The organism is Pseudomonas sp. NPDC089392, from assembly GCF_044749595.1.
Classification (GTDB): domain Bacteria; phylum Pseudomonadota; class Gammaproteobacteria; order Pseudomonadales; family Pseudomonadaceae; genus Aquipseudomonas.
This window is the reverse complement of the sequence record NZ_JBIVIF010000002.1, coordinates 343,255-362,698: the sequence shown is the minus strand read 5'-3', so window position 1 is coordinate 362,698 and position 19,444 is coordinate 343,255. Positions and strand designations below refer to the sequence as shown.

Here is a 19,444-nt window from a genome sequence, read left to right as displayed (position 1 = left end):
TGCATAGCGCGCGAGCGCAACGTGCATGACAACGGTTTCATCCAGGTTTCATCCGGCACAGGCCAGGCCGACCCTATGCTGGATTATCGCTGCGCCCTGCATGGAACTGCCGGCCGATGACCATTCCTCGCTGCTTGTTGACGCTGGCCCTGCTCGGCGGCCTGCTGGCTCACGTCCAGGCTGCGCCTTGGGTTGCCGGCCTGCACCATATGACCCTTACCGACCCGGTCGATGCCCGGCCCATGCAGGCGCTGGCGTTTTACCCGGCCATTGGCCAAACCCGCAGCAGCCGCATCGACGGCTACCCGGTCGATGTGGCTGAAGAGGCCCCCATCGCCATGGGGCGGTTTCCGCTACTGGCGTTGTCCCATGGCAACACCGGTAGCCCACTGGCCCTGCATTACCTGGCCACGTGGCTGGCGCGTCAGGGCTTTGTGGTGGTGGCGGTGGTGCACCCCGGCGACAACGCCCACGATCACAGCCGCCTGGGTACCCTGAGCAACCTCTATGGCAGGCCGCTGCAAGTCAGTGCTGCAATCACGGCGGCGCGCGATGATGCATTGGTCGGGCCTTACTTGAATGGGGGCAAGGTGGGCGTGATCGGCTATTCGGCCGGTGGTGAAACCGCGTTGATCCTGTCTGGCGCGCGCCCCGACCTGGATCGCCTGCGCCAGTACTGCCTGGAGCGACCCGACGACGCCGACGCCTGCAAGACCCACGGCATTCTGATTGCCGACCGCAGCGAACTGGTGCCGGAGGCTGACCAGCGGGTAGGGGCGGTGATGCTGATGGCGCCGCTGAGCCTGCTGTTCGGGCGCCATGCACTGGCCGGAGTGCAGGTGCCGGCGTTGATCTACAGCGGTGACAGCGACCAGTTGGTGGCGGTGGACCGTAACGCCGAAGCCCTGGCTCGCAAGCTACCGGTCACGCCGGATTACCGCCTGTTGGCCGGTGCCGGGCATTTCGTGTTCATGGCCCACTGCGACGCCGAGCAGCACGCGCACATGCCGGCACTGTGCAAGGACGCCGAAGGCGTGGACCGCCGGCATATCCATCACTCGCTGCAGCGTGAAACGGCAGCGTTCTTCAGCCAGGCGCTGGGTGCGCCGGAGCCGGCTGAGCGTTCAGTTGCGACGGGCTCGTCGCGCAAGCAGCAACGTTAGGCCCACCCCGGCCAAGGCGAGCAGGGCTGCCACGCAGAAGATCGAGGCGTAGCCGAGGTGCACGGCTACGGTACCCATCAGCGGCCCGGCGATAGCCAATGCCATGTCGAAGAACACCGCATAGGCACCCAGCCCCGCGCCACGGCTGCTGCTGGGTACCTGCCTGATCGCCTCGACGCCCAGTGCCGGATACACCAGTGACAGCCCGAAACCGGTGAGCCCGGCTCCAACCAGCGCCCACGGCGGCGAGGGTGCCAGCCACAGCAGGCCCAGGCCAAGCACCTCGGTGGCCATGCAAGCGACCGCCACGTTGTAGCCGCCAAAACGGTTGACGGCGTTGACGAACAGCAGCCGCGAAATGATGAAGCACACACCAAACGCACTCAGGCACCAGGCCGCGCCGGCCCAGCCGCGTTCCAGGTAATACAGGGTGACGAAGGTGGTCAGGGTGCCGTAGCCGATCGACGCCAAGGTCAGCCCCAGGCCGCACGGCGCAACCCGGCCAAACGCCGACCAGAAGGGCAGGCGCTCGCCGCGCACCACCACCACGTCTGGGCGCTTGCGCAACACCAGCAGGGCAAGGATCGCCAGCACCAGCAAAGCCGGCCCCAGCACACTGAAGTCCAGCCCGGCCACGGCCAGTACGCCCAACGGAGCACCGATGGCGATGGCGCCGTAGGAGGCGATACCGTTCCACGAAATCACCCTGGCGGTATGCTCGGGGCCCACCTGGCTGATGCCCCAGCTCAAGGTGGCCACACCGATCAGCCCTTGGGCGATGCCCAGCAGCAAGCGCCCGCCAAGCAACAGCGCCAGGCTCAGCAGCGGTAGTGTCAGGGTCCAGGCCGACAGCAGCGTCAACACCCCGCAGCCGGCAATCCCCAGCAGACCAAAGCGAATGGCCTGCTTGCCGCCCAGGGTATCCGCCACGCGCCCGGCAAATGGCCGGCTGAGCAGGGTGGCCAGGTATTGCAGGCCAATCGTCACCCCGGCGATCACCGCGCCAAAGCCCAATTGGTCGTGCACGTAGCTGGGCAGCACGGCAATCGGCAAGCCGATGCAGAGGAAGGCAATGAATGTGTAGAAAACGATCGACAGGATCTGCCGGGTGATGTGCAGCGTGTCGCTGCCAAGGGCGGGTTGTTGCGCGGTCATGGGCTCTTTCGCGGGCGGGCGGTTGGGCGTGGACCCATCATGGCCGTTGTGCGAAGCAAATGAAAGCAGGCTAACGAATTATTCGTCGGGAAGTGCCAGCCTGTGGGATTTGCGGTGGGTTCTTCGCGGGTGAACCCGCTCCCACAGGATTTGCATTAAGTCTCGAACATTGCGAGGCCCCTGTAGGAGCGGGTTCACCCGCGAAGAGGCCGGCCCAGCCACACAAGATGGCCAGGCCTAACCCTTCAATCAGACCAACACACCCTGGCTACGCAGGTAGTCATCGTATGTACCGCTAAAGTCCACCACACCATCAGCCGACAGCTCGATGATGCGCGTGGCCAGCGACGACACGAACTCGCGGTCGTGGCTGACGAACAGCAGGGTGCCTGGGTAGTTTTCCAGCGCCAGGTTCAGCGCTTCGATCGATTCCATGTCCAGGTGGTTGGTCGGTTCGTCCATCACCAGCACGTTCGGCTTCTGCAGGATCAGCTTGCCGAACAGCATGCGGCCTTGCTCACCACCGGAAATCACCTTCACCGACTTGAGGATCTCGTCGTTGGAGAACAGCATGCGCCCGAGGGTGCCGCGGATCACCTGCTCGCCGGAGGTCCACTGGCCCATCCAGTCGAACAGGGTCATGTCGTCTTCGAAATCGTGGGCATGGTCCTGGGCGTAGTAGCCCACTTCGGCGCTGTCGGTCCACTTCACCGAGCCCGCATCCGGGGTCATTTCGCCGACCAGGGTGCGCAGCAGGGTAGTCTTGCCAATGCCGTTGGGGCCGATGATCGCAACGCGCTCGCCCGCTTCGACGGTAATGTCGAAATTCTTGAACAGCACTTTTTCGTCGAAGGCTTTGGCCATCTTCTCGACGACCACAGCCTGGCGGTGCAGCTTTTTTGTCTGTTCGAAGCGAATGAACGGGCTGACGCGGCTGGATGGCTTGACCTCGGCCAGCTGGATCTTGTCGATCTGCTTGGCACGCGAAGTCGCCTGCTTGGCTTTGGAGGCGTTGGCCGAGAAGCGGCTGACAAAGGTCTGCAGCTCGGCGATCTGGGCTTTCTTCTTGGCGTTGTCCGACAGCAGCTGCTCGCGCGACTGGGTGGCGGCGGTCATGTACTCGTCATAGTTGCCTGGGAACAGGCGCAGCTCGCCGTAATCCAGGTCGGCCATGTGGGTGCAGACGCTGTTGAGGAAGTGGCGGTCGTGGGAAATGATGATCATGGTGCTGTTACGCGCCGTGAGGATCGTTTCCAGCCAACGGATGGTGTTGATGTCCAGGTGGTTGGTTGGTTCGTCGAGCAGCAGCACGTCCGGGTCCGAGAACAGCGCCTGGGCCAGCAGTACACGCAGCTTCCAGCCAGGCGCCACTTCGCTCATCGGACCGAAGTGCTGTTCCAGCGGAATGCCCAGGCCCAGCAGCAGTTCACCGGCACGGGATTCGGCGGTGTAGCCGTCCATTTCGGCGAATTCGGTTTCCAGCTCGGCGACGGCCATGCCGTCTTCCTCGGTCATTTCTGGCAGCGAGTAGATACGGTCGCGTTCGGCCTTTACCTTCCACAGCTGGCCGTGGCCCATGATCACCGTGTCGATCACGGTGAATTCCTCGTAGGCGAACTGGTCCTGGCGCAGCTTGCCCAGGCGGGTGTTCGGCTCAAGCATGACCTGGCCACCGGATGGCTCCAGGTCACCGCCGAGGATCTTCATGAAAGTCGACTTGCCGCAACCGTTGGCGCCGATCAGGCCGTAGCGGTTGCCGTTGTTGAATTTGACGGAAACGTTTTCGAACAGCGGCTTGGAGCCGAACTGCATGGTGATGTTAGCGGTAGAGATCAAGTGCTTGGCCTGCGGGGGTTCCAGAGGTGTATTTAGGCCCTCTCGTCAGTTTTGGGCCAATTTTGGGCCAATTCGACTCGGGGCGGCAGCTTCTCCAGCTCCCTCCAATCCGAGGAGGAGCTGATCCATTTCGCGTAGGTAGAAAGCAACATCTCGACGCTTTAGCCAAGCTGGTTCGCGATGAACGCGGGGTTCATCCCAGACATCAGGCACATGGCTGCGTAGGTGTGGCGGGTGTCGTACTGACGGCGTTCACGGATGTTCAGCGCCTTGAGCGCCGATTTGAAGTGGCGGATTGTAACACTTGGTTCGTTGATCCACAGCCTACCTTTGCTCGGTTGGAACACAAAAGGGCTCACTGGGTGGGCCGATTTTGACGCCCTTGGCCGCTCCTGGGACCGGCTTGTGCTTAAATTGGCGAGTTCTGAAATGGATGTTTCTTGTTAGGGAGAACGCTATGTTTGCTGTTGGTATCGCGCTGCTTGCTGTCGGGTTGGGCACTTCAAACGCTGGGCTATGGATACCGGGCGCCGCGCTCATGGCCGCCGGCGTCGTGAAACGAGCACGCAGCTGATCCCCTGGCCACCATATCGCGGCAGTGAATAGAGGGGGAGGGGGTTACAGTTGGGTGGAGTACAGAAGTGCTCTTCGCGGCCTGCGGCTTACTCGCCTTGGTTGGCGTTGAAGTTGGCTACGCTTAACGTATCCCAGAGAGGTACGCGTTATGAGCGAGCGTGACAATAAAGAGACGCTAATGTCGGGCTGTGCTGGCTGTGGCGAGGCAATGGACTTCGACCCCGATGACCCAAGGCCTGAGTTTGAGTTCCAGTGTGAGCACTGCCAAAAGGTCAATATCGTGATCTGGGGGGTAGGTGAGCCGCCCCACTGGTATACGGAAATCAAACCAAATTCACACGATGTCGATGCTTCGGCGCAATAAGTGTGAGTAGTTAAGCCGCCTTCAGCAGCGCTTCAATCACCCACTGGCCGGCCAGCGGCGGTACTGCGTTGCCAGCCATGTGCATGGTCAGCCGGTGGCGTCTGGGCAAAGGGTGTAAGCCGGGAATGACATCGCGGCCAGGGCCTTGCTGGCGCTGAGCATCCCGAACGGATCGAGCACCATCCCTCCGCGCGGTGAGCCGGCCAGAACGCAGGGGCGGATCAGGTGCACTGACTGATCCGGCAGCGTCCGCATCATCTCGATGCAGTCGCCCACCAGGATGTGGTGCTGCTGGGGCATGTTGTGGTCCTTGCGTTCAGGCGTCGCCCTCGCCGGGGCGGCGTTCATCGCTTGAGAGGGGTGGTATGCTTCGCCGCTTACCAAACAAGGAGAGTGGTAATGGGGTTGCGGGAGAGGCATAAAGCGTTTCAGGAGTGGTTCACGCCGCGCCGCCGAAGGCGAGCAGGCGGAACGTTACTCGCCATCTGGGCTGTTGGCATCTGCGTGTACCCTGGCAAGCACTGGATCTACGTGATGATTCCCGGGATCATGTGGTTCATGAGCGCCTGGCCGCCAGAGCTGCACGACAAGCGTTAAGGCGCTGGCGGGCAGCGGCGGAGTGTCAGGCCGCGCGGCGCTTCGCGGCACAAGGCCGCTCCCACATTTGTTGCAACGTGCCGAACCTGTCGGGCCATGGTTGCTCGCCTTGGTGCATGCCTTGAGGCAAGCGGGGCGGCATCAATGCCCACCTCGAAATCCAATCATTAACTTACGTGGCATCTTCGCAGCTTCGGACCATTTTTCGGGCCAATTTGAAGCTTTCCAGCTCCTGCCAGTCGTTGGACGAGTTAATCCAGCGCACATATGAGTCGATAAGAGCATCTGCACGCTGTGCCCGAGTTGTTCGGCGATAAATGCGGGGTTGAGACCAGACATTGAGCATATTGTCGTATAGGTGTGACGGCAGTTATACGGGGGCGGTATCTGATCTCCAAACCTCTCAGGATCGGGCGCTACTGGTGACGGGCTTGACCTCGCTTCTCTCGAATTCCTGCCAGACCTCACCGTCGAAAAACGTCATTGAAAGGATGTTTTTCTGCAGCAGGCTGATAGTAAACAGGCTCCCGATTTCATCAGGTCGGCTTACCTTCCCGATGCAGTTGTCTTCGGTAGCTTCACCTAAGCCAGCGCGCCCTACCTTGATGGCGTTGTAGACCTTCTCGTAGGGGGTAGTGAACTCGACCGTGAGCCGGTCCTTGTCGCGGAAGCCGCTGTAGATCGGAATGATGGAAAAGCCTTCATCGTTGTTGGAGTCGTGGTCCTGGAGGTTGCCGAAGTTTTTGACCCAACCGATGTACACCTTGCGGTCTTCCATGCTGAACATGTACAGGCGTTTGTTGAACAGTGAGTCCAGCAACAACGCCTGATGGGTACTGGTGGGCAGCATGGTTTTCAGGATGAAGGAGCGGGTGAGGTAGTCGGTCTTCAACCCGTGCCGGTAGCGGGTGATCTTGAAGCGCACTTTGGCAGCCAGGTAGGCGTAAAGAGGGGCGAAGAGGATGGCGAGCAAAAGCGTTGCGAACAGGTGCTTTTCAGCGCTTTTAGTGAACCCGCGCTTGGCCAGAACGTCTGCCAACCCGAAGAAACCGCCTGTGACCCATTCAATCAGGAAGATAACCGTCAGCCAAGGTAGGGCGAGCACCAGCCCCCTCATCGCGATGTGAAGATACAGGGATTGTCCTTCGTACTTGGCGATGAGGGTCTTGTCGTAGAAGTTGTATTTGCAGTAGATGAAGCCGCAGATGAGGATGGGTAAAACGAGAAGAAAACCCATTGCAGTACCTAGTGAGACTTCGAAATCGCTGTTTTGGCGGCCTCACAGGCTTTCGCGAACTCAGCATCATGCAGGATGGTTGAAGCAGAAATGGAAACGGCGCCATGGTCGCTGACTTGCACATGCTCGGCGACTTCGTTGAGCTGCCTTGCGATGGCCATGGACTCTTCGGAAGGCGGGGAAACCATCTGCAATATGGTTTCCCAGAAACTTTTGTCGCTCACTGTTGTAACTCCTCTGTTCCAGGCAAGGCCTGAACACGTCCCCGTAGCTTAGCAGCAGCACACGCAAGCGCCGCTAAAACGGATGCGGAGCCTAGCATACTGTATGCTTCCACACCTAAATGGACAGATGATTGACCAGTATGTTTCGGATCATTTCGAGGTCAGGTGCTGTCAGCCCCAGAAGTTCGCGGCGGCAATAGACGACTGGGCGAGCACCGCGTGCGGGTGCGGCCTTTTTTGCCCCTCAGCTGTCGAGGCTTGCGCAGGGCGTAGGGCTAGGGATTTGTGGAGATGCGCAGATCAAGCGCCGCCCGCGCGGCGCATCGCGAGCAAGCTCGCTCCTACATCTGTTTCGGGCCAGTCACGCCTGTGAGGTCACCGCTGTCCGCCTTGTTTGTTCCCTTCAATATCAGAGGGGACGCAGTCGCTCTTCATCATCCTCCAGCCATACACCCAGGGTGCGCGCGCCTCTGGCACAGGAGGCATTGGCCGAAAACAAATGTAGGAGCGAGCTTGCTCGCGAAGCGCCGCGCGGGCGGCGCTCGATCTCAATGCCACTGAAAATCTGGTGACAAGCACCTCGCAGCCTAGACGCCTTATCAACCCAGGCAAAAAGATGGAGCTTTTGGTCGTATCCGGTGGTCAAGCTAGTTAGATAGGCCTAATTACAAATGAAGGCTTGTCCGCTCTGCTTGCACCTCTCAACCACCGGCCATTTCAGGAGATCTGTATGCGTATGCGAGGCAGCGTGTACTGGACTTGGGCAGACCCGACACTTCACCACCTCACCCATGAAGAAACGTTAGACGACGGCACTCGCATCGATGTCCAGGTGAGGCTTTCCCGTACCGGGAGCACGCAGATGTTCCTGGGGGTGTATGCGCGGTCGGGCATGGCCCTTCACGAGGAGGCGTTCGACTCACGGCCCAATGAATCCATGACCCGGGCACTTGCCTGGGGAGTTGACCGAGCACGCCGCGTTGCCGATGAGGGTGCGCCTGCTGCAGACCCTGTCGCTGCCGCTGACTAGAGGGGATATGGGTACAGTTGGGTGAAATGCTGGTCTCGGTCTGCGTAGAACGTCAGGAGGCTATGAGGTATGCCGCTACGCCCTTGGCCATGCGCCAAGGCTTCCACAGAGAAAAGTAATCGAACAGCCGGCTGGAATTGCCCGCCAGCCCTGCAACTGCAAGGTAGACGAACCACTTGCGCAGGGCCCTGGAGAGTTTCTTTTTGGTGAATCGCAATAATCGGTACACCTTGAAAAAAATCCTGTCGCAAATAAACGAAAAAGCCCAACAGGGTGTTGGGCTTAGGCGTCACTCCTCAACACGCATAGGAATGACAAGGGGCGAAAATTTACGACACGGTGGCAGGATATTGCAAGCTCTGTTGAGGGCTCCTCAAGTGCTGGCGTGCAGCGCAAGATTGGGTTATTGCTTGCACCCCACCCACTCAATGAGGGCATTGAGGATGAAACGCTTGTTACTTGGCATGTTGTTGATGACGTCGGGCGCGGCGTAGCTGCGGGGCGGTTTTATTTGGATGAAATGGCGCGCTAACGAGTTGGAACGGGAATTGCTGTGATCCTGAGACATTGATCAAGCGGAGAGCGCCGAAATGACTCAGGATGACCGCTTTTACATGATTTTCGTTGTGGTTGCTGTGCTGATTCTGGATTTGGCGGCGACCTTGATGTTCCTCAGGGCCATCGCCTGACCCCCGATAGTGGGCTTGGCCATACACGAAATCGGGGCCACCTGCCTGGCTCAAAGCGATGTGCCACAGGCAGCACCAGCCCTTTGGCCAGATGAAATCTTGCAGGATGGAAGACCAGCGGCTTGCCGCTGGCCGAACATCCTCCCGTTGTGCGGTCCAACGTAAGCAAGGCCTGGCTTAGCCTGGCCGGAGGTACGTACATGAAAGGCAAGACTGCATGGGTCGTGGTGTTGGCTGGGTTGTTGCTGCTCAGTGGTTGCTGGCCGTATTGGCACGAAGGCAGGCATCACCGGCATTACTATGACGGAGACCGTGGCGGGCAGGAGTACCGCCGCTACTGATGCAAGGCAAGCAATCCCTTGCGCCCCTAAACCGATATAGCAAACAAACCTAATGCCAGGCTGTCATTGAGCAGTAACATGGGCAAAGCAAAAAAATCAAAAAAGGGCATGCGGCTTGGCAACACTTTCCCAAGTTCTCGAAGGGGGCAGCAGGAGCGTGTCGCGTGAAGAGCTCAACATCGCTAGCAGGCGCAATACTGGTATGCGGTTTCGCCACATTGTTCATGGCAGGCTGTGCACAAAACCCTGATGTTCGCGACAGTCATGATTATACCTCTGGCACTACCGCGAAAAGCTCACCCGCGTATCTGGGGTGCGTCAAAGGTGAACTTCCCAAAAATGTGAAAACCTACGAAGTCAATGGCGATAACTCGGTCAAACTGTTTATCGAAAGCAATGACCCCAACACGGCTGATGGCCTTGTCGAATTGCGCGGCACGGGAACCCGGCAGCAGTTCACGGCCTATCAACGCGCTGCCTGGTACGATCATGGCAGGCTGCTGGATGCCGCGTTGATGTGTTCGAAAGCATGATCCGCTGACCTGCAACCACAAAAAGCCCGCCTCTGTAGAGCGGGCTTTTTGTTGACACGCCCAGATCCTGGCCCTGAGGGTTGTGGCGCATCGCCAGTACGCTGGGTATTATCTTGCGTTGCCAGACCCGCGCAACCCATCAAGGATGATAACGGCATGTCCGATGCACTTCCCAAGGACCTTTTCAAGCGCTATCGGCGCCCTGAAAAACTCAAGGCGTTGCCCGGGCTGATCAAAAACCGGCTGATGACCCACGATCCGAAAGCGCGCGGCTTGTGGCTGTTAACCGCTGTCACGCTGTGTTACCTGTTTGTCGAATTCGCCTTCAGTGCCGCACTGCTGGGCGTCATGGCGGGTAACGATACCCACGATATAGAAAGCGCCGAGCAGTTCGGGCGGGTGCTGTCGGGGTTCGCCGTAGCGCTGCTGTTCTGGCCTGTGGTCTTTGCGCGTTCGCGTGACTGGGGGCTCATCGGAGGGATACTGGTCTTGGGGTCGGCGGCAGTCATTTACGCGGTTGCCCAAGGCGAGCGAAAACTGATCGATTCACTGGTTGAGCGGTCGACGGCCGAGAGCCGTGCTGCTGCTGTAACCGGCACATTACTTCGCCAGGGCCTGGCTACCAACACCATCAGCGCCGATATGCTTGAGGGCCTGTGGTCTGGGGCTACGGCGCAATCGACGGCGGGTAAGGCCTTTGTCAGTGTAGTGGCCTACATTGCTACGGAATCCGACTCGGCACTTGCCCAGACGCTGGTGCTTGCACCGGATGTAGTCCGGGGGGTGATTGAACAGGACACTGGCGGCCTCGACCGCGAGTATCAACGCTACCTTGAAAGCCAGGACAGCATCCGCAATCGCTACAATAACCGCTACGTGCAAGGCCTGGCGGACTTCCGCAAGGAGATGAACAAGGTCCCGGCCCGCGCCAACCGCATGTGGGAGGACTACCTGGACCGCCTGGACGCCAAGAACCGCGACTGGGGGCGGGCCCGGATCGGGCGGGCGCGAACTGGCAACGAGTTGGTGCCGGCCTTTGTTGCCCCGCGGGTTCGTGCCGAGGTGCGCAAGATGGGGCTAGACGTGAAAGACTCGTGGCGCACGGGCGACAAGGCGACTTTCGTGCGCCTGGCCGAAGCGAGCCTGCGCAAGCACATGCAAGAATCGCTGGCTAAACAGCTGGACGGCTTACCCTACAACCTGTCGCTGGAGGCCTTTGCTGCGCACCCGACCGTGCAGCGTAAATGGCGCCTGGAACTGCAGTATCCAGAGAACGTCAGCGGTTTGTCCCTGGCCAGCCTTAGCCGTGCACAATTCGAGCAACGCTATTACCAGCGCGCGCTCAGCGGCCGTACCCGCGACGGGCTGGAAAAGTACGCCGGCCAGGTTGCCGACCATCGTGACGGTGGCCCGCGTGAGGCCGAGGGCAAGAAGGCCTATGAAGCCATGATTGCGCCGGTGTTCGCCCTGACCCTGTCTTTGCTTGGCGCCATGGTGCACTTGGGCAAGTCGGTCTTGCTGCTGATTCAGGTGAAGTCTGGGTGGCGCTTCAAGAATGCGCTGATCAAGTCATGTTGCCTGGCTAGCGGGATACTGCTGGTGCTGCTGCTGGGGCGGGTGTTCATCAGTACCGACCTGACCTCGCACCCGACATACCAGGCCTGGACCCGAGCGAGCGGCCAGCAAAGCGCCGGTGCTTATGCCCTGGACACCATGATCAAAGTGGAGACGCTGGCTTATCCGGTGCTCAATGTGCCCCGGCAGATGATTCTGTACGTGGTCAAGAAGGTCGACGAGCGAGCCCGCGCTCAACGGGAACAAGCGCGCTCGAACACGGGCGCCTAGTTGCTGGGAGGGCCGTGCGAGTCTTTGCATTTGCCGGCCTCACCCGCAATAATCCAGCGCTTTCTACGGAGACTACTGTGGTGGAAGCAAGAAGCGTTGTCGCTGAAATGTTCATCGGCATACCGACGCATTTCTGGGTGTTGCCGGTTGCCGGCCTGATTGCCTACTTTGGCCTGAAGTGGGCCGAGCGCTCCAATGGCCGCAGGGGCATGCTGCGCGCAGTGACCTACTTGCTGCTCATCGCGCTGGCCGTATTGCCCAATGGTTTTTATGCGCTGTTCCCACCTTCGCCCGACATGCCCGAGCTGTTATTGAAGCGCGAGCTGCTACCCAGCTACGAAGGCCGGTTCTATCTGGATGCGTTCTATGTATTCAGCGGTTGGGCGCTGAGCAAAGTGGCCAAGCTCAAGTTCAACTAAGCCTGCGCCTGCATGCCAAGCCAGTGCTGGAACAGTAATTGCTCATCCTCTGAATACATTCGCATTTGGGGGAGACGGCAATGCTTCCACAAGACCAGTACCTCATGCTCCTGTTTGCCGCAGCCGTGCTGGCCCTCGATGTTGCAGCCATTGTGCTGTACCGCGGGGCCAGGCCCTGACACCATGTTTGGGTATGGCTGCGCCCTGATCCGGGTGCTAGCCGGTTACCGGCGGGGCGCGCAATGCAGGGCGATGGCCAAGTCATCAGGTTCGCGCATCAGTTTGCGCCTTCAATGTCGTCAATTCTTGCGGCGACAGAGCGCAACTCACCGGCAACCACATCGATGGATTTGATGTGCGCCATAACATCGTTCTCGCTTTGCGAGCTGCCCCGCGCCTCCAGGAACTTGGCGTGCCCGCTTATGGCTTGGCTGAGTTGGTCCAGGTGGTCGGCTGTTTTCACCAGGTCTGATTTGATGCTGTGAAGCGATTCCATAGGGTTAAGGGCTTTCCTTGTTAGTTGCTTCAACGGTCCCGTGAGCATCGCTGTAGATTACGGAATTACTTTGATCCGTGCCCAGCAATTTGCTGGTTTGCGCACCGTCCGATTGCTGTTCGGCAAGCAGCGTATCTGCTGTGCGGACAATGCTGTGGCCTTGATCCCCCTCTATCAGGGTGCTGAGTTTCCCATTTTGATAGAATAACCGCGTGCTAGTGGCGTTTTTTTGCATGGGTGGGGTTCCTTGCCGAGTGATTGGTAATGCCACTTTCTCAGGCTTCACCTGACCCTGCTACTGGTAGAAATAACAGGTGGTCACCCGCACCACGGGTCAGGCCTCGTCCAGCCGCCGCCCGGGGCTGAAGAAGAATGAGGCGAGCAGCACGGCGGTGATCACGCCTGCAGAATCGGCAATCAACAGCAGGAAAGCGCTTGAATCGCCTGGCTGCAAATGTCTACCCAAGGCAAACTCTGCGCCATGGGGAAATGCGGCAATCAACAGCAGCATGACCGCAAGCAGCCCAGATAGAAGCTTTAGGCAGGACCTGCCAAATGCCAGCCCACAAGCCCAGAAAATGAAGATACAAAGCACGGCAAGGCCCGTCGAAGATGCGTATTGGGCAAGTATTTCCAACCACCACACCATGGCTATCTCCTGGGTGAGCAGAGCAATGATCAATGTGGCTGAGCGAACCTGGCTGGTATTTGGCGCGGCCTGTAGCTGATCAGAAACCTGCAATAATGAAATCGTTCCCTTTGCGCAAAGAAATAACTACTGTTACCGGCGCGGTGTAAACTATCACGGGCCGTTTTGTTGGCGTGCAAGTATTGGCTGCATGTCCGGTGCGAGGACGCTGTGCAGCAAGACCTTGGTTTATTAGTATCTTGGCGCAAGCCTCGATAGAATGCAGCGTATCCCTAACGGCCAATTGCAAATGCCTACTTTTCGTATCTTAGTCGCTTCCTTGCTAGTTGCCAGCCTTACTGGCTGTGCAACCCCCGGCAACCCCACTGCCAGCAAATTGACGTCTAAACCGCCGCAGCAGTTTGCCGCCTGTGTGCTGCCCAAGTGGCAAGCGCTGGCGCCAAAGGCCACGCAGAAGTCGATTGCCCACGGCTATCGGCTTACAGCCCCCAGCGCCGTGGCAACCGACGATGTACTGGACGTGGTCGAATATCACGACGGCAGCCGCGCGACCTTCTACAAGGGCAGCTTCCTGTCTGGCGACAAATTACGCCAGGCTGCCAGGGAATGCCTGGACTGAATCAGTAGCCCGAGCCGCTTGAGCCGCCCATGCTGGGCAGGCGGGCCTTGTGTTGCGCATTGCTCCACTCGGCGCAGGTCATGAAACCGGTTTTGTCCACTTTGCCAGCGCCGTCGAAACTCACGCTGTAGGGTTGCTGGTTTCCGGCCTTGGTCAGCATGTAGTCGAAGCAGGTGCCGGGTACCACGGAGCGCTCGGATTCGGCATTGGGCTTGCCGCCAATTTGCACCACCTGGTCTTTGCTCATGCCGGTGTCGACTTTCGCTACCAGTGGTTGGTCGTGGTACAGCGTAGAGTTGGACGAGCAGGCAGACAGTGCAGCCAGGGCGAAGATCAGCGCGTGAAGGGGTTTGTTCATGGCAGTGCTCCTGTAGAGGACACCGATGAGGCCAGAGCAGGCAATGGCAATTGATATAGTGGTCATACCATCATTGCGCTCGGCTTTTCATCATACGCCTGTACTGCCTTACCCGCAGTAGCGTGCAGCCTTGTTCCAGCAACAAGGCCCGCAACGGTGATGCCTGCGCCTTGGGCCTGTCGCCCGCTGCCAGCCGGCGCATCTGCAACTTTACCAGCGCCATGTAGGCCAGTGCCGCAAGCGCCTTGCGCACGGCCACAGCGAAACCGGGGGAAACCAAGGTTGGCCTGCATCTGCCGCCCTGGGTGGTTGATCTGCATCCAGAACTGCGCGCCGTGGGCGAGGCCGATGCGGGCCCAGGCACGGAAACGCTGCAAACACCTGACCCTGTGGGAGCGGCGGTGCGGCGATCAGGTTTACCCGCGAAAAAATCCAGCGCGATGGCTGGCACCGGCTGCGCCGGTGTTCGCGGCTTAAGCCGCTCCTACAGCGATTGTGCAAGTCTGGGAGTTGATCAGCCCACATCGCCCCGTTTGTTCAACCGCTCACACTGCAACTGCGCAGCCGTCCGGCTCGGATAGCTGGGCTTGAGCCGTTCCTTCGCCTGGTTGTCGTAAATGTCGAACCCCCCACAAACGGTAGCGGCGTAATCGCGGCTACCCACGCGGAACGACTCCTTTTCTATCGGCACAGCGGGAACGATAACGAATCTTGGCAGCATTTTCCGTGCCTCCCCTGGCAGAGACTTAAGTATTAGTCCCACCGTTAATAAGCATCAAGCAAGCTCATGAATAAAAGCTTGGCCTAAAGAACAAGCGGGGGCGACCGCTGCGCTTTCCGCTGTCATCAAATGAAAACCCGCTGTCGTCCGATGCGAAGCACCCCACCAGCCAAGGGCATACAGTCCAATCACCCAGAACTGACGCCCTGCGTCCAGATCGATGATTGGAGAGACAAGCATGTCCAAAGTCGTACGTTTCCATCAGACCGGTGGCCCCGAGGTGCTGCGCTACGAAGACGCCGAGGTCGGCGAGCCCGGCCCGGGCCAGGTGCGCTTGCGCCAGGTGGCTGTGGGCCTGAACTACGCCGATACCTACTTCCGCAACGGCACCTACCCGATCCCGCTGCCCAACGGTATCGGCGTGGAAGCTGCCGGGGTGGTAGAGGCGCTGGGCGAGGGCGTCACCCAGGTGGCAGTCGGTGACCGGGTTACCTACACCGGTTTCCTCAATACCCTGGGCGCCTATTGCACCGAGCGCCTGATCCCCGCAGCGGCGCTGATCAAGCTGCCGGAAACCATCGCTTTCGAGACCGCGGCGGCCATGACCATGCGTGGTCTGACTGCTGCCTATCTGATGCGTCGCCTCTATGACTTCAAACCGGGCGACAGCGTACTGCTGCATGCCGCTGCGGGCGGTGTTGGCCTGATCGTCGCGCAATGGGCGCGGCTGCTGGGGCTGAACGTGATCGGCACCGTGTCCACCGAGGCCAAGGCCGAAGTGGCCCGTGCCCATGGCTGCAACCACATCATCAACTACAGCGTCGAGGACGTGGCCACCCGCGTGCGTGAGCTCACCGACGGAGTAGGGGTCAATGTGGTATTCGACAGCGTTGGCAAGAACACCTTCATGGGCTCGCTCGATTCGCTCATGCGTCGCGGCCTGATGGTTTGCGTCGGTACGGCATCGGGCACCATCCCGCCGTTCGACCCGCAGTTGCTGGCCATGAAGGGCTCGCTGCAGCTTACCCGCCCAGCCTTGGCCGACTTTATCGCCGACCCGGCAGAAAAGGCCGACCTTGCCGGTGAGCTGTTCGATCACGTCAGCAGTGGGCGCATCCGCATCGAAATCAACCAGCACTACGCCCTGCAGGATGCCGTCCAGGCGCACCGCGACCTGGAAGCGCGCAGGACCACCGGCTCGTCGATCTTCGTCATCTGAAGAGGGCAACAGCATGCACATCGAACAACTGACCTGCGCGATCGGTGCCGAGGTGAGCGGCGTCAACCTGGCCGACGCGATCCACGACGACGACCTGTTTGCCCAGCTGCGCGAACAGTTGCTCCAGCACCGTGTGCTGTTCCTGCGCGACCAGCACTTCAGCCGCGCCGAACACGTGGCCTTCGCTCGCCGCTTCGGCGAGCTGGAGGACCACCCGGTGGCTGGCAGCGACCCGGAACACCCGGGCCTGGTGCAGATCTACAAGCGCCCGGACCAGCCCAACGACCGCTATGAAAATGCCTGGCACACCGACGCCACCTGGCGCGAGGCGCCGCCCATGGGCTGTGTACTGCGCTGCGTCGAATGCCCACCGGTGGGGGGCGATACGATGTGGGCGAACATGGTGCTGGCCTATGAAAACCTGCCAAGTGATGTGAAGGCCAAGATCGAAGGCCTGCGCGCCCGCCACAGCATCGAGGCCAGCTTCGGCGCCGCCATGCCGCTGGAAAAGCGCCTGGCACTGAAGGCGCAGTTCCCCGATGCCGAACACCCGGTGGTGCGTACCCATCCCGATACCGGCGAGCAGGTGCTGTTCGTCAATGCCTTCACCACCCACTTCAGCAACTACCACACCCCGCAGCGGGTGCGCTTCGGCCAGGACGCCAACCCCGGCGCCAGCGACCTGCTGCGCTACCTGATCAGCCAGGCCTACCTGCCCGAGTACCAGGTGCGCTGGCGCTGGAAGCCCAACAGCGTGGCGATCTGGGACAACCGCAGCACCCAGCACTACGCCGTCATGGACTACCCGCCGTGCCACCGCAAGATGGAGCGCGCCGGGATCAAGGGAAGCCGCACGTTCTAAGCCTGCCGCCGGCACTGGCGGCAACCGCACAATAACAATAGCGAGGACTACAGCATGCAATTCTTCGACGATTCGTTGCACCCGGAAAACATGGAAAAGGTGGTAATCACCGTGGCCCCTTATGGCCCCGAGTGGATGCCCGAAGACTTCCCTGAAGACATTCCGCTGACCATGGACGAGCAGGTGCAGAAGGCCGTCGACTGCTACGAGGCAGGCGCCACCGTGTTGCACCTGCATGTGCGTGAGCTGGACGGCAAAGGCTCCAAGCGCCTGTCCAAGTTCAACGAGCTGATCGCCGGGGTGCGTGAAGCGGTGCCAGACATGATCATCCAGGTTGGCGGTTCGATTTCTTTCGCCCCGGAAGGTGAAGGCGAGGCGGCCAAATGGCTGTCGGACGACACCCGGCACATGCTCGCCGAACTGACACCGCGCCCCGACCAGGTAACCGTGGCCATCAACACCACCCAGATGAACATCATGGAGCTTTTGTACCCCGAGTACCTGGAAGGCACCTCGCTGGCCAGCCCGGCAATCCACGCCGCCTACAGCGAGATGACCGTGCCGGCCGGCCCGGCCTGGGTCCGTGAGCACCTGCGCCGCCTGCAGGCCAGCAATATCCAGCCGCATTTCCAGCTGACCGGCATGCATGCCCTGGAGACGCTTGAGCGCATCGTCCGCCGCGGTGACTACATGGGCCCTCTGAACCTGACCTGGATCGGCATTGGCGGCGGCTTCGACGGCCCTAACCCGTTCAACTTCTTCAACTTCATCCACCGCGCACCAGACGGTTGCACCCTGACCGCCGAATCGCTGCTGAAGAACGTGCTGCCGTTCAACACCATGGCCCTGGCCATGGGCCTGCACCCGCGCTGCGGCAACGAAGACACCATCATCGACCAGCTTGGCAAGCGCTTTACCTCGGTGCAGCAGATCCAGCAGACCGTGCGCGTGGCCCATGAGCTGGGCCGCGAGATTGCCACCGGCAAGGAAGCCCGCGCTATTTACCGCATCGGGCAGCAGTACGACAGCATCGAGCAGACCCTGAAGGCCAACGGCATGGCGCCGAACCGCCAGCCGGGTGAGAAGGGCGTGCCGCAGCGTACCTGATAAAGCTGGCCCGGCCTCTTCGCGGGCGAGCCCGCGAAGAGGCCACAAAGCGCAACATGAGTTCCGGCTGTTACTCATAACAACAAAAACAAAACCCAAGCCCCACACCCGAGGAGGCAACATGGCCACCTATCTCGCCAGTGCCGCAGATTCCGGCACCGACACCGCCCACAGCGTCCCCCGTCGCTATGCCTGGGTGGTCTTTGCCCTGACCTTTGGCTTGTTGATTTCCGACTACATGTCGCGCCAGGTACTGAACGCGGTGTTCCCGCTGCTCAAGGGCGAATGGGCGCTCAGCGATAGCCAGCTGGGCCTGCTAAGCGGCATCGTCGCGCTGATGGTCGGCCTGCTGACCTTTCCGCTGTCGCTACTGGCTGACCGCTTCGGCCGGGTGCGCAGCCTGGTGCTGATGGCGGTGCTGTGGAGCCTGGCCACCCTCGGTTGCGCCTTGGCCGAAAATTACCCGCAAATGTTCATCGCGCGCTTTCTGGTCGGGGTGGGCGAGGCTGCTTATGGCAGCGTCGGCATTGCCGTGGTGGTTGCCGTCTTCCCCCGCGACATGCGCTCGACCCTGGCCGGTGCGTTCATGGCCGGCGGCATGTTTGGCTCGGTGTTGGGCATGGCCCTGGGCGGTGTGCTGGCCCAGCACCTGGGCTGGCGTTGGGCATTCGCCGGCATGGCGCTGTTCGGCTTGATACTGGCCATGCTGTACCCACTGATCGTCAAGGAAGCCCGTATTGCACCTAAATGTGCGTTGCAGGTGCAGGACAAGGCCAGCCGCCCGCTGCGTACCCTGTACAGCAGCCGCTCGGTTATTGCTGCCTATGTCGGCAGCGGCCTGCAGCTGTTCGTCGGTGGCACCTTGATCGTGTGGATGCCCAGCTACCTGAACCGCTATTACGCCATGGGCACCGACCGCGCCGGGGCAATCGCCGCAGTCATCGTGCTGTGCAGCGGTATCGGCATGATCCTCTGCGCCATGCTCTGCGACCGCCTCGGGCGGCAGCGTCCGGACCGCAAGATCAGCCTGGCCATTGCCTATTGCCTGGGCAGCTGCGCACTGCTGAGCATTGCCTTCGCGCTGCCTGTCGGCACCGCGCAACTGGTGCTGATCTGCCTGGGCATGATGATCGCCGCCGGTACCAACGGCCCGTCCAGTGCCATGGTCGCCAACCTTACCCACGCTTCGGTGCACGGCACGGCATTCGCCACCCTGACCCTGGCCAACAACCTGCTGGGGCTGGCCACCGGGCCGCTGATCACTGGCCGGGTGTCTGACCTGATCGGGCTGCAAGCCGCGCTGCAGCTGGTGCCGCTGATAAGCATCGCGGCGGCGGCAGTGTTCTTTACCGCTAAACGTCACTACCACCGCGACATGGACCGTCTGCGCTCCAGGAGTTGAGA

At 60.5% G+C, this 19,444-nt stretch carries 22 protein-coding genes and 4 pseudogenes; 13 read left to right on the top strand and 13 right to left on the bottom strand.

The genetic code is table 11. The annotated features are described in order from the left end of the window. The first annotated feature begins 116 nt into the window (after window positions 1-116). Complete coding sequence (locus tag ACIP1G_RS03610; protein WP_400733787.1) at window positions 117-1,163, top strand: alpha/beta hydrolase family protein; 1,047 nt, start codon at window positions 117-119, stop codon at window positions 1,161-1,163. Here ACIP1G_RS03610 and ACIP1G_RS03605 read toward each other — a convergent pair. The 3 genes and pseudogenes from ACIP1G_RS03605 to ACIP1G_RS03595 form a co-directional block, all read right to left on the bottom strand. Next, window positions 1,125-2,318, bottom strand: a complete 1,194-nt coding sequence (locus tag ACIP1G_RS03605) for an MFS transporter (RefSeq protein ID WP_400733784.1) — start codon at window positions 2,316-2,318, stop codon at window positions 1,125-1,127. The two genes, ACIP1G_RS03610 and ACIP1G_RS03605, sit on opposite strands and share 39 nt — an antisense overlap. Window positions 2,319-2,567: 249 nt before the next feature. Next, a complete protein-coding gene (locus tag ACIP1G_RS03600) occupies window positions 2,568-4,154 on the bottom strand; it encodes an ABC-F family ATPase (protein ID WP_400733783.1) in 1,587 nt (528 codons plus the stop codon). A 32-nt stretch (window positions 4,155-4,186) separates the two neighbouring features. Next, window positions 4,187-4,585: pseudogene (locus ACIP1G_RS03595) on the bottom strand (integrase). A gap of 293 nt (window positions 4,586-4,878) precedes the next feature. Here ACIP1G_RS03595 and ACIP1G_RS03590 point away from each other — a divergent pair. Continuing rightward, window positions 4,879-5,094, top strand: coding sequence for a hypothetical protein (locus ACIP1G_RS03590; RefSeq protein WP_400733781.1), 216 nt, complete (start codon window positions 4,879-4,881; stop codon window positions 5,092-5,094). 10 nt (window positions 5,095-5,104) lie between these two features. On the opposite strand, the pseudogene ACIP1G_RS03585 reads toward ACIP1G_RS03590, so the two are convergent. From ACIP1G_RS03585 to ACIP1G_RS03570, 4 genes and pseudogenes are all read right to left on the bottom strand, one after another. After that, window positions 5,105-5,268 (bottom strand): annotated as a pseudogene (locus ACIP1G_RS03585) (DNA cytosine methyltransferase); the annotation flags it as partial. 595 nt (window positions 5,269-5,863) lie between these two features. Further along, a pseudogene (locus ACIP1G_RS03580) lies at window positions 5,864-6,072 on the bottom strand (site-specific integrase); the annotation flags it as partial. A 22-nt stretch (window positions 6,073-6,094) separates the two neighbouring features. Beyond that, window positions 6,095-6,928 (bottom strand): hypothetical protein, encoded by an 834-nt coding sequence (locus ACIP1G_RS03575; protein WP_400733779.1) that lies wholly within the window; start codon window positions 6,926-6,928, stop codon window positions 6,095-6,097. Between the two features lie 8 nt (window positions 6,929-6,936). Further along, window positions 6,937-7,152: a hypothetical protein gene (locus ACIP1G_RS03570; RefSeq protein WP_400733776.1), complete on the bottom strand. Its 216-nt coding sequence runs from the start codon at window positions 7,150-7,152 to the stop codon at window positions 6,937-6,939. Between the two features lie 730 nt (window positions 7,153-7,882). On the opposite strand from ACIP1G_RS03570, the gene ACIP1G_RS03565 reads away from it, so the two are divergent. The 6 genes from ACIP1G_RS03565 to ACIP1G_RS03540 all read left to right on the top strand — a co-directional run bounded on the left by ACIP1G_RS03565 (window position 7,883) and on the right by ACIP1G_RS03540 (window position 12,009). Continuing rightward, window positions 7,883-8,182, top strand: a complete 300-nt coding sequence (locus ACIP1G_RS03565) for a hypothetical protein (RefSeq protein WP_400733774.1) — start codon at window positions 7,883-7,885, stop codon at window positions 8,180-8,182. A gap of 385 nt (window positions 8,183-8,567) precedes the next feature. Then, window positions 8,568-8,714, top strand: coding sequence for a hypothetical protein (locus ACIP1G_RS03560; RefSeq protein WP_400733772.1), 147 nt, complete (start codon window positions 8,568-8,570; stop codon window positions 8,712-8,714). 357 nt (window positions 8,715-9,071) lie between these two features. Further along, window positions 9,072-9,212: a hypothetical protein gene (locus ACIP1G_RS03555; RefSeq protein WP_400733769.1), complete on the top strand. Its 141-nt coding sequence runs from the start codon at window positions 9,072-9,074 to the stop codon at window positions 9,210-9,212. A 164-nt stretch (window positions 9,213-9,376) separates the two neighbouring features. Continuing rightward, window positions 9,377-9,745, top strand: a complete 369-nt coding sequence (locus ACIP1G_RS03550; RefSeq protein ID WP_400733767.1) for a hypothetical protein — start codon at window positions 9,377-9,379, stop codon at window positions 9,743-9,745. Window positions 9,746-9,901: 156 nt separating this feature from the next. Next, window positions 9,902-11,590 (top strand): hypothetical protein, encoded by a 1,689-nt coding sequence (locus ACIP1G_RS03545; protein WP_400733765.1) that lies wholly within the window; start codon window positions 9,902-9,904, stop codon window positions 11,588-11,590. Window positions 11,591-11,697: 107 nt separating this feature from the next. Further along, the gene (locus tag ACIP1G_RS03540) at window positions 11,698-12,009 is read left to right on the top strand and encodes a hypothetical protein (protein ID WP_400733834.1); all 312 of its coding nucleotides are present in this window, start codon (window positions 11,698-11,700) and stop codon (window positions 12,007-12,009) included. A gap of 277 nt (window positions 12,010-12,286) precedes the next feature. Here ACIP1G_RS03540 and ACIP1G_RS03535 read toward each other — a convergent pair whose 3' ends face one another. The 3 genes from ACIP1G_RS03535 to ACIP1G_RS03525 form a co-directional block, all read right to left on the bottom strand. Beyond that, window positions 12,287-12,505 carry a hypothetical protein gene (locus tag ACIP1G_RS03535; protein ID WP_400733763.1) on the bottom strand — a complete coding sequence of 73 codons (219 nt, stop codon included), beginning with the start codon at window positions 12,503-12,505 and terminating at the stop codon, window positions 12,287-12,289. Between the two features lie 4 nt (window positions 12,506-12,509). After that, window positions 12,510-12,740, bottom strand: coding sequence for a hypothetical protein (locus ACIP1G_RS03530; RefSeq protein WP_400733761.1), 231 nt, complete (start codon window positions 12,738-12,740; stop codon window positions 12,510-12,512). A 99-nt stretch (window positions 12,741-12,839) separates the two neighbouring features. Further along, window positions 12,840-13,247, bottom strand: a complete 408-nt coding sequence (locus ACIP1G_RS03525) for a hypothetical protein (protein ID WP_400733760.1) — start codon at window positions 13,245-13,247, stop codon at window positions 12,840-12,842. Between the two features lie 166 nt (window positions 13,248-13,413). Between ACIP1G_RS03525 and ACIP1G_RS03520 the strand changes: the two genes are divergently transcribed. Continuing rightward, the gene (locus ACIP1G_RS03520) at window positions 13,414-13,773 is read left to right on the top strand and encodes a hypothetical protein (protein WP_400733758.1); all 360 of its coding nucleotides are present in this window, start codon (window positions 13,414-13,416) and stop codon (window positions 13,771-13,773) included. A 1-nt stretch (window position 13,774) separates the two neighbouring features. Here the strand turns inward: ACIP1G_RS03520 and osmE are convergent, their stop codons facing one another. From osmE to ACIP1G_RS03505, 3 genes and pseudogenes are all read right to left on the bottom strand, one after another. After that, the gene (gene osmE / locus ACIP1G_RS03515; protein ID WP_400733756.1) at window positions 13,775-14,131 is read right to left on the bottom strand and encodes an osmotically-inducible lipoprotein OsmE; all 357 of its coding nucleotides are present in this window, start codon (window positions 14,129-14,131) and stop codon (window positions 13,775-13,777) included. Between the two features lie 271 nt (window positions 14,132-14,402). After that, a pseudogene (locus ACIP1G_RS03510) lies at window positions 14,403-14,508 on the bottom strand (hypothetical protein); the annotation flags it as partial. Between the two features lie 137 nt (window positions 14,509-14,645). Beyond that, window positions 14,646-14,852 carry a hypothetical protein gene (locus tag ACIP1G_RS03505; RefSeq protein ID WP_400733754.1) on the bottom strand — a complete coding sequence of 69 codons (207 nt, stop codon included), beginning with the start codon at window positions 14,850-14,852 and terminating at the stop codon, window positions 14,646-14,648. Window positions 14,853-15,090: 238 nt separating this feature from the next. Here ACIP1G_RS03505 and ACIP1G_RS03500 point away from each other — a divergent pair, with 238 nt between their 5' ends. The 4 genes from ACIP1G_RS03500 (at window position 15,091) to ACIP1G_RS03485 (ending at window position 19,442) form a co-directional block, all read left to right on the top strand. After that, window positions 15,091-16,071 (top strand): quinone oxidoreductase family protein, encoded by a 981-nt coding sequence (locus tag ACIP1G_RS03500; RefSeq protein WP_400733751.1) that lies wholly within the window; start codon window positions 15,091-15,093, stop codon window positions 16,069-16,071. A gap of 13 nt (window positions 16,072-16,084) precedes the next feature. After that, on the top strand, window positions 16,085-16,933 hold the full coding sequence (locus ACIP1G_RS03495) for a TauD/TfdA dioxygenase family protein (protein ID WP_400733749.1): 849 nt from the start codon (window positions 16,085-16,087) through the stop codon (window positions 16,931-16,933). A 54-nt stretch (window positions 16,934-16,987) separates the two neighbouring features. Then, window positions 16,988-18,040, top strand: coding sequence for a 3-keto-5-aminohexanoate cleavage protein (locus tag ACIP1G_RS03490; RefSeq protein WP_400733747.1), 1,053 nt, complete (start codon window positions 16,988-16,990; stop codon window positions 18,038-18,040). Between the two features lie 121 nt (window positions 18,041-18,161). After that, entirely contained in the window at window positions 18,162-19,442 is a 1,281-nt protein-coding gene (locus ACIP1G_RS03485) for an MFS transporter (RefSeq protein WP_400733744.1), read from the top strand. The last annotated feature ends 2 nt before the right edge of the window (window positions 19,443-19,444 follow it).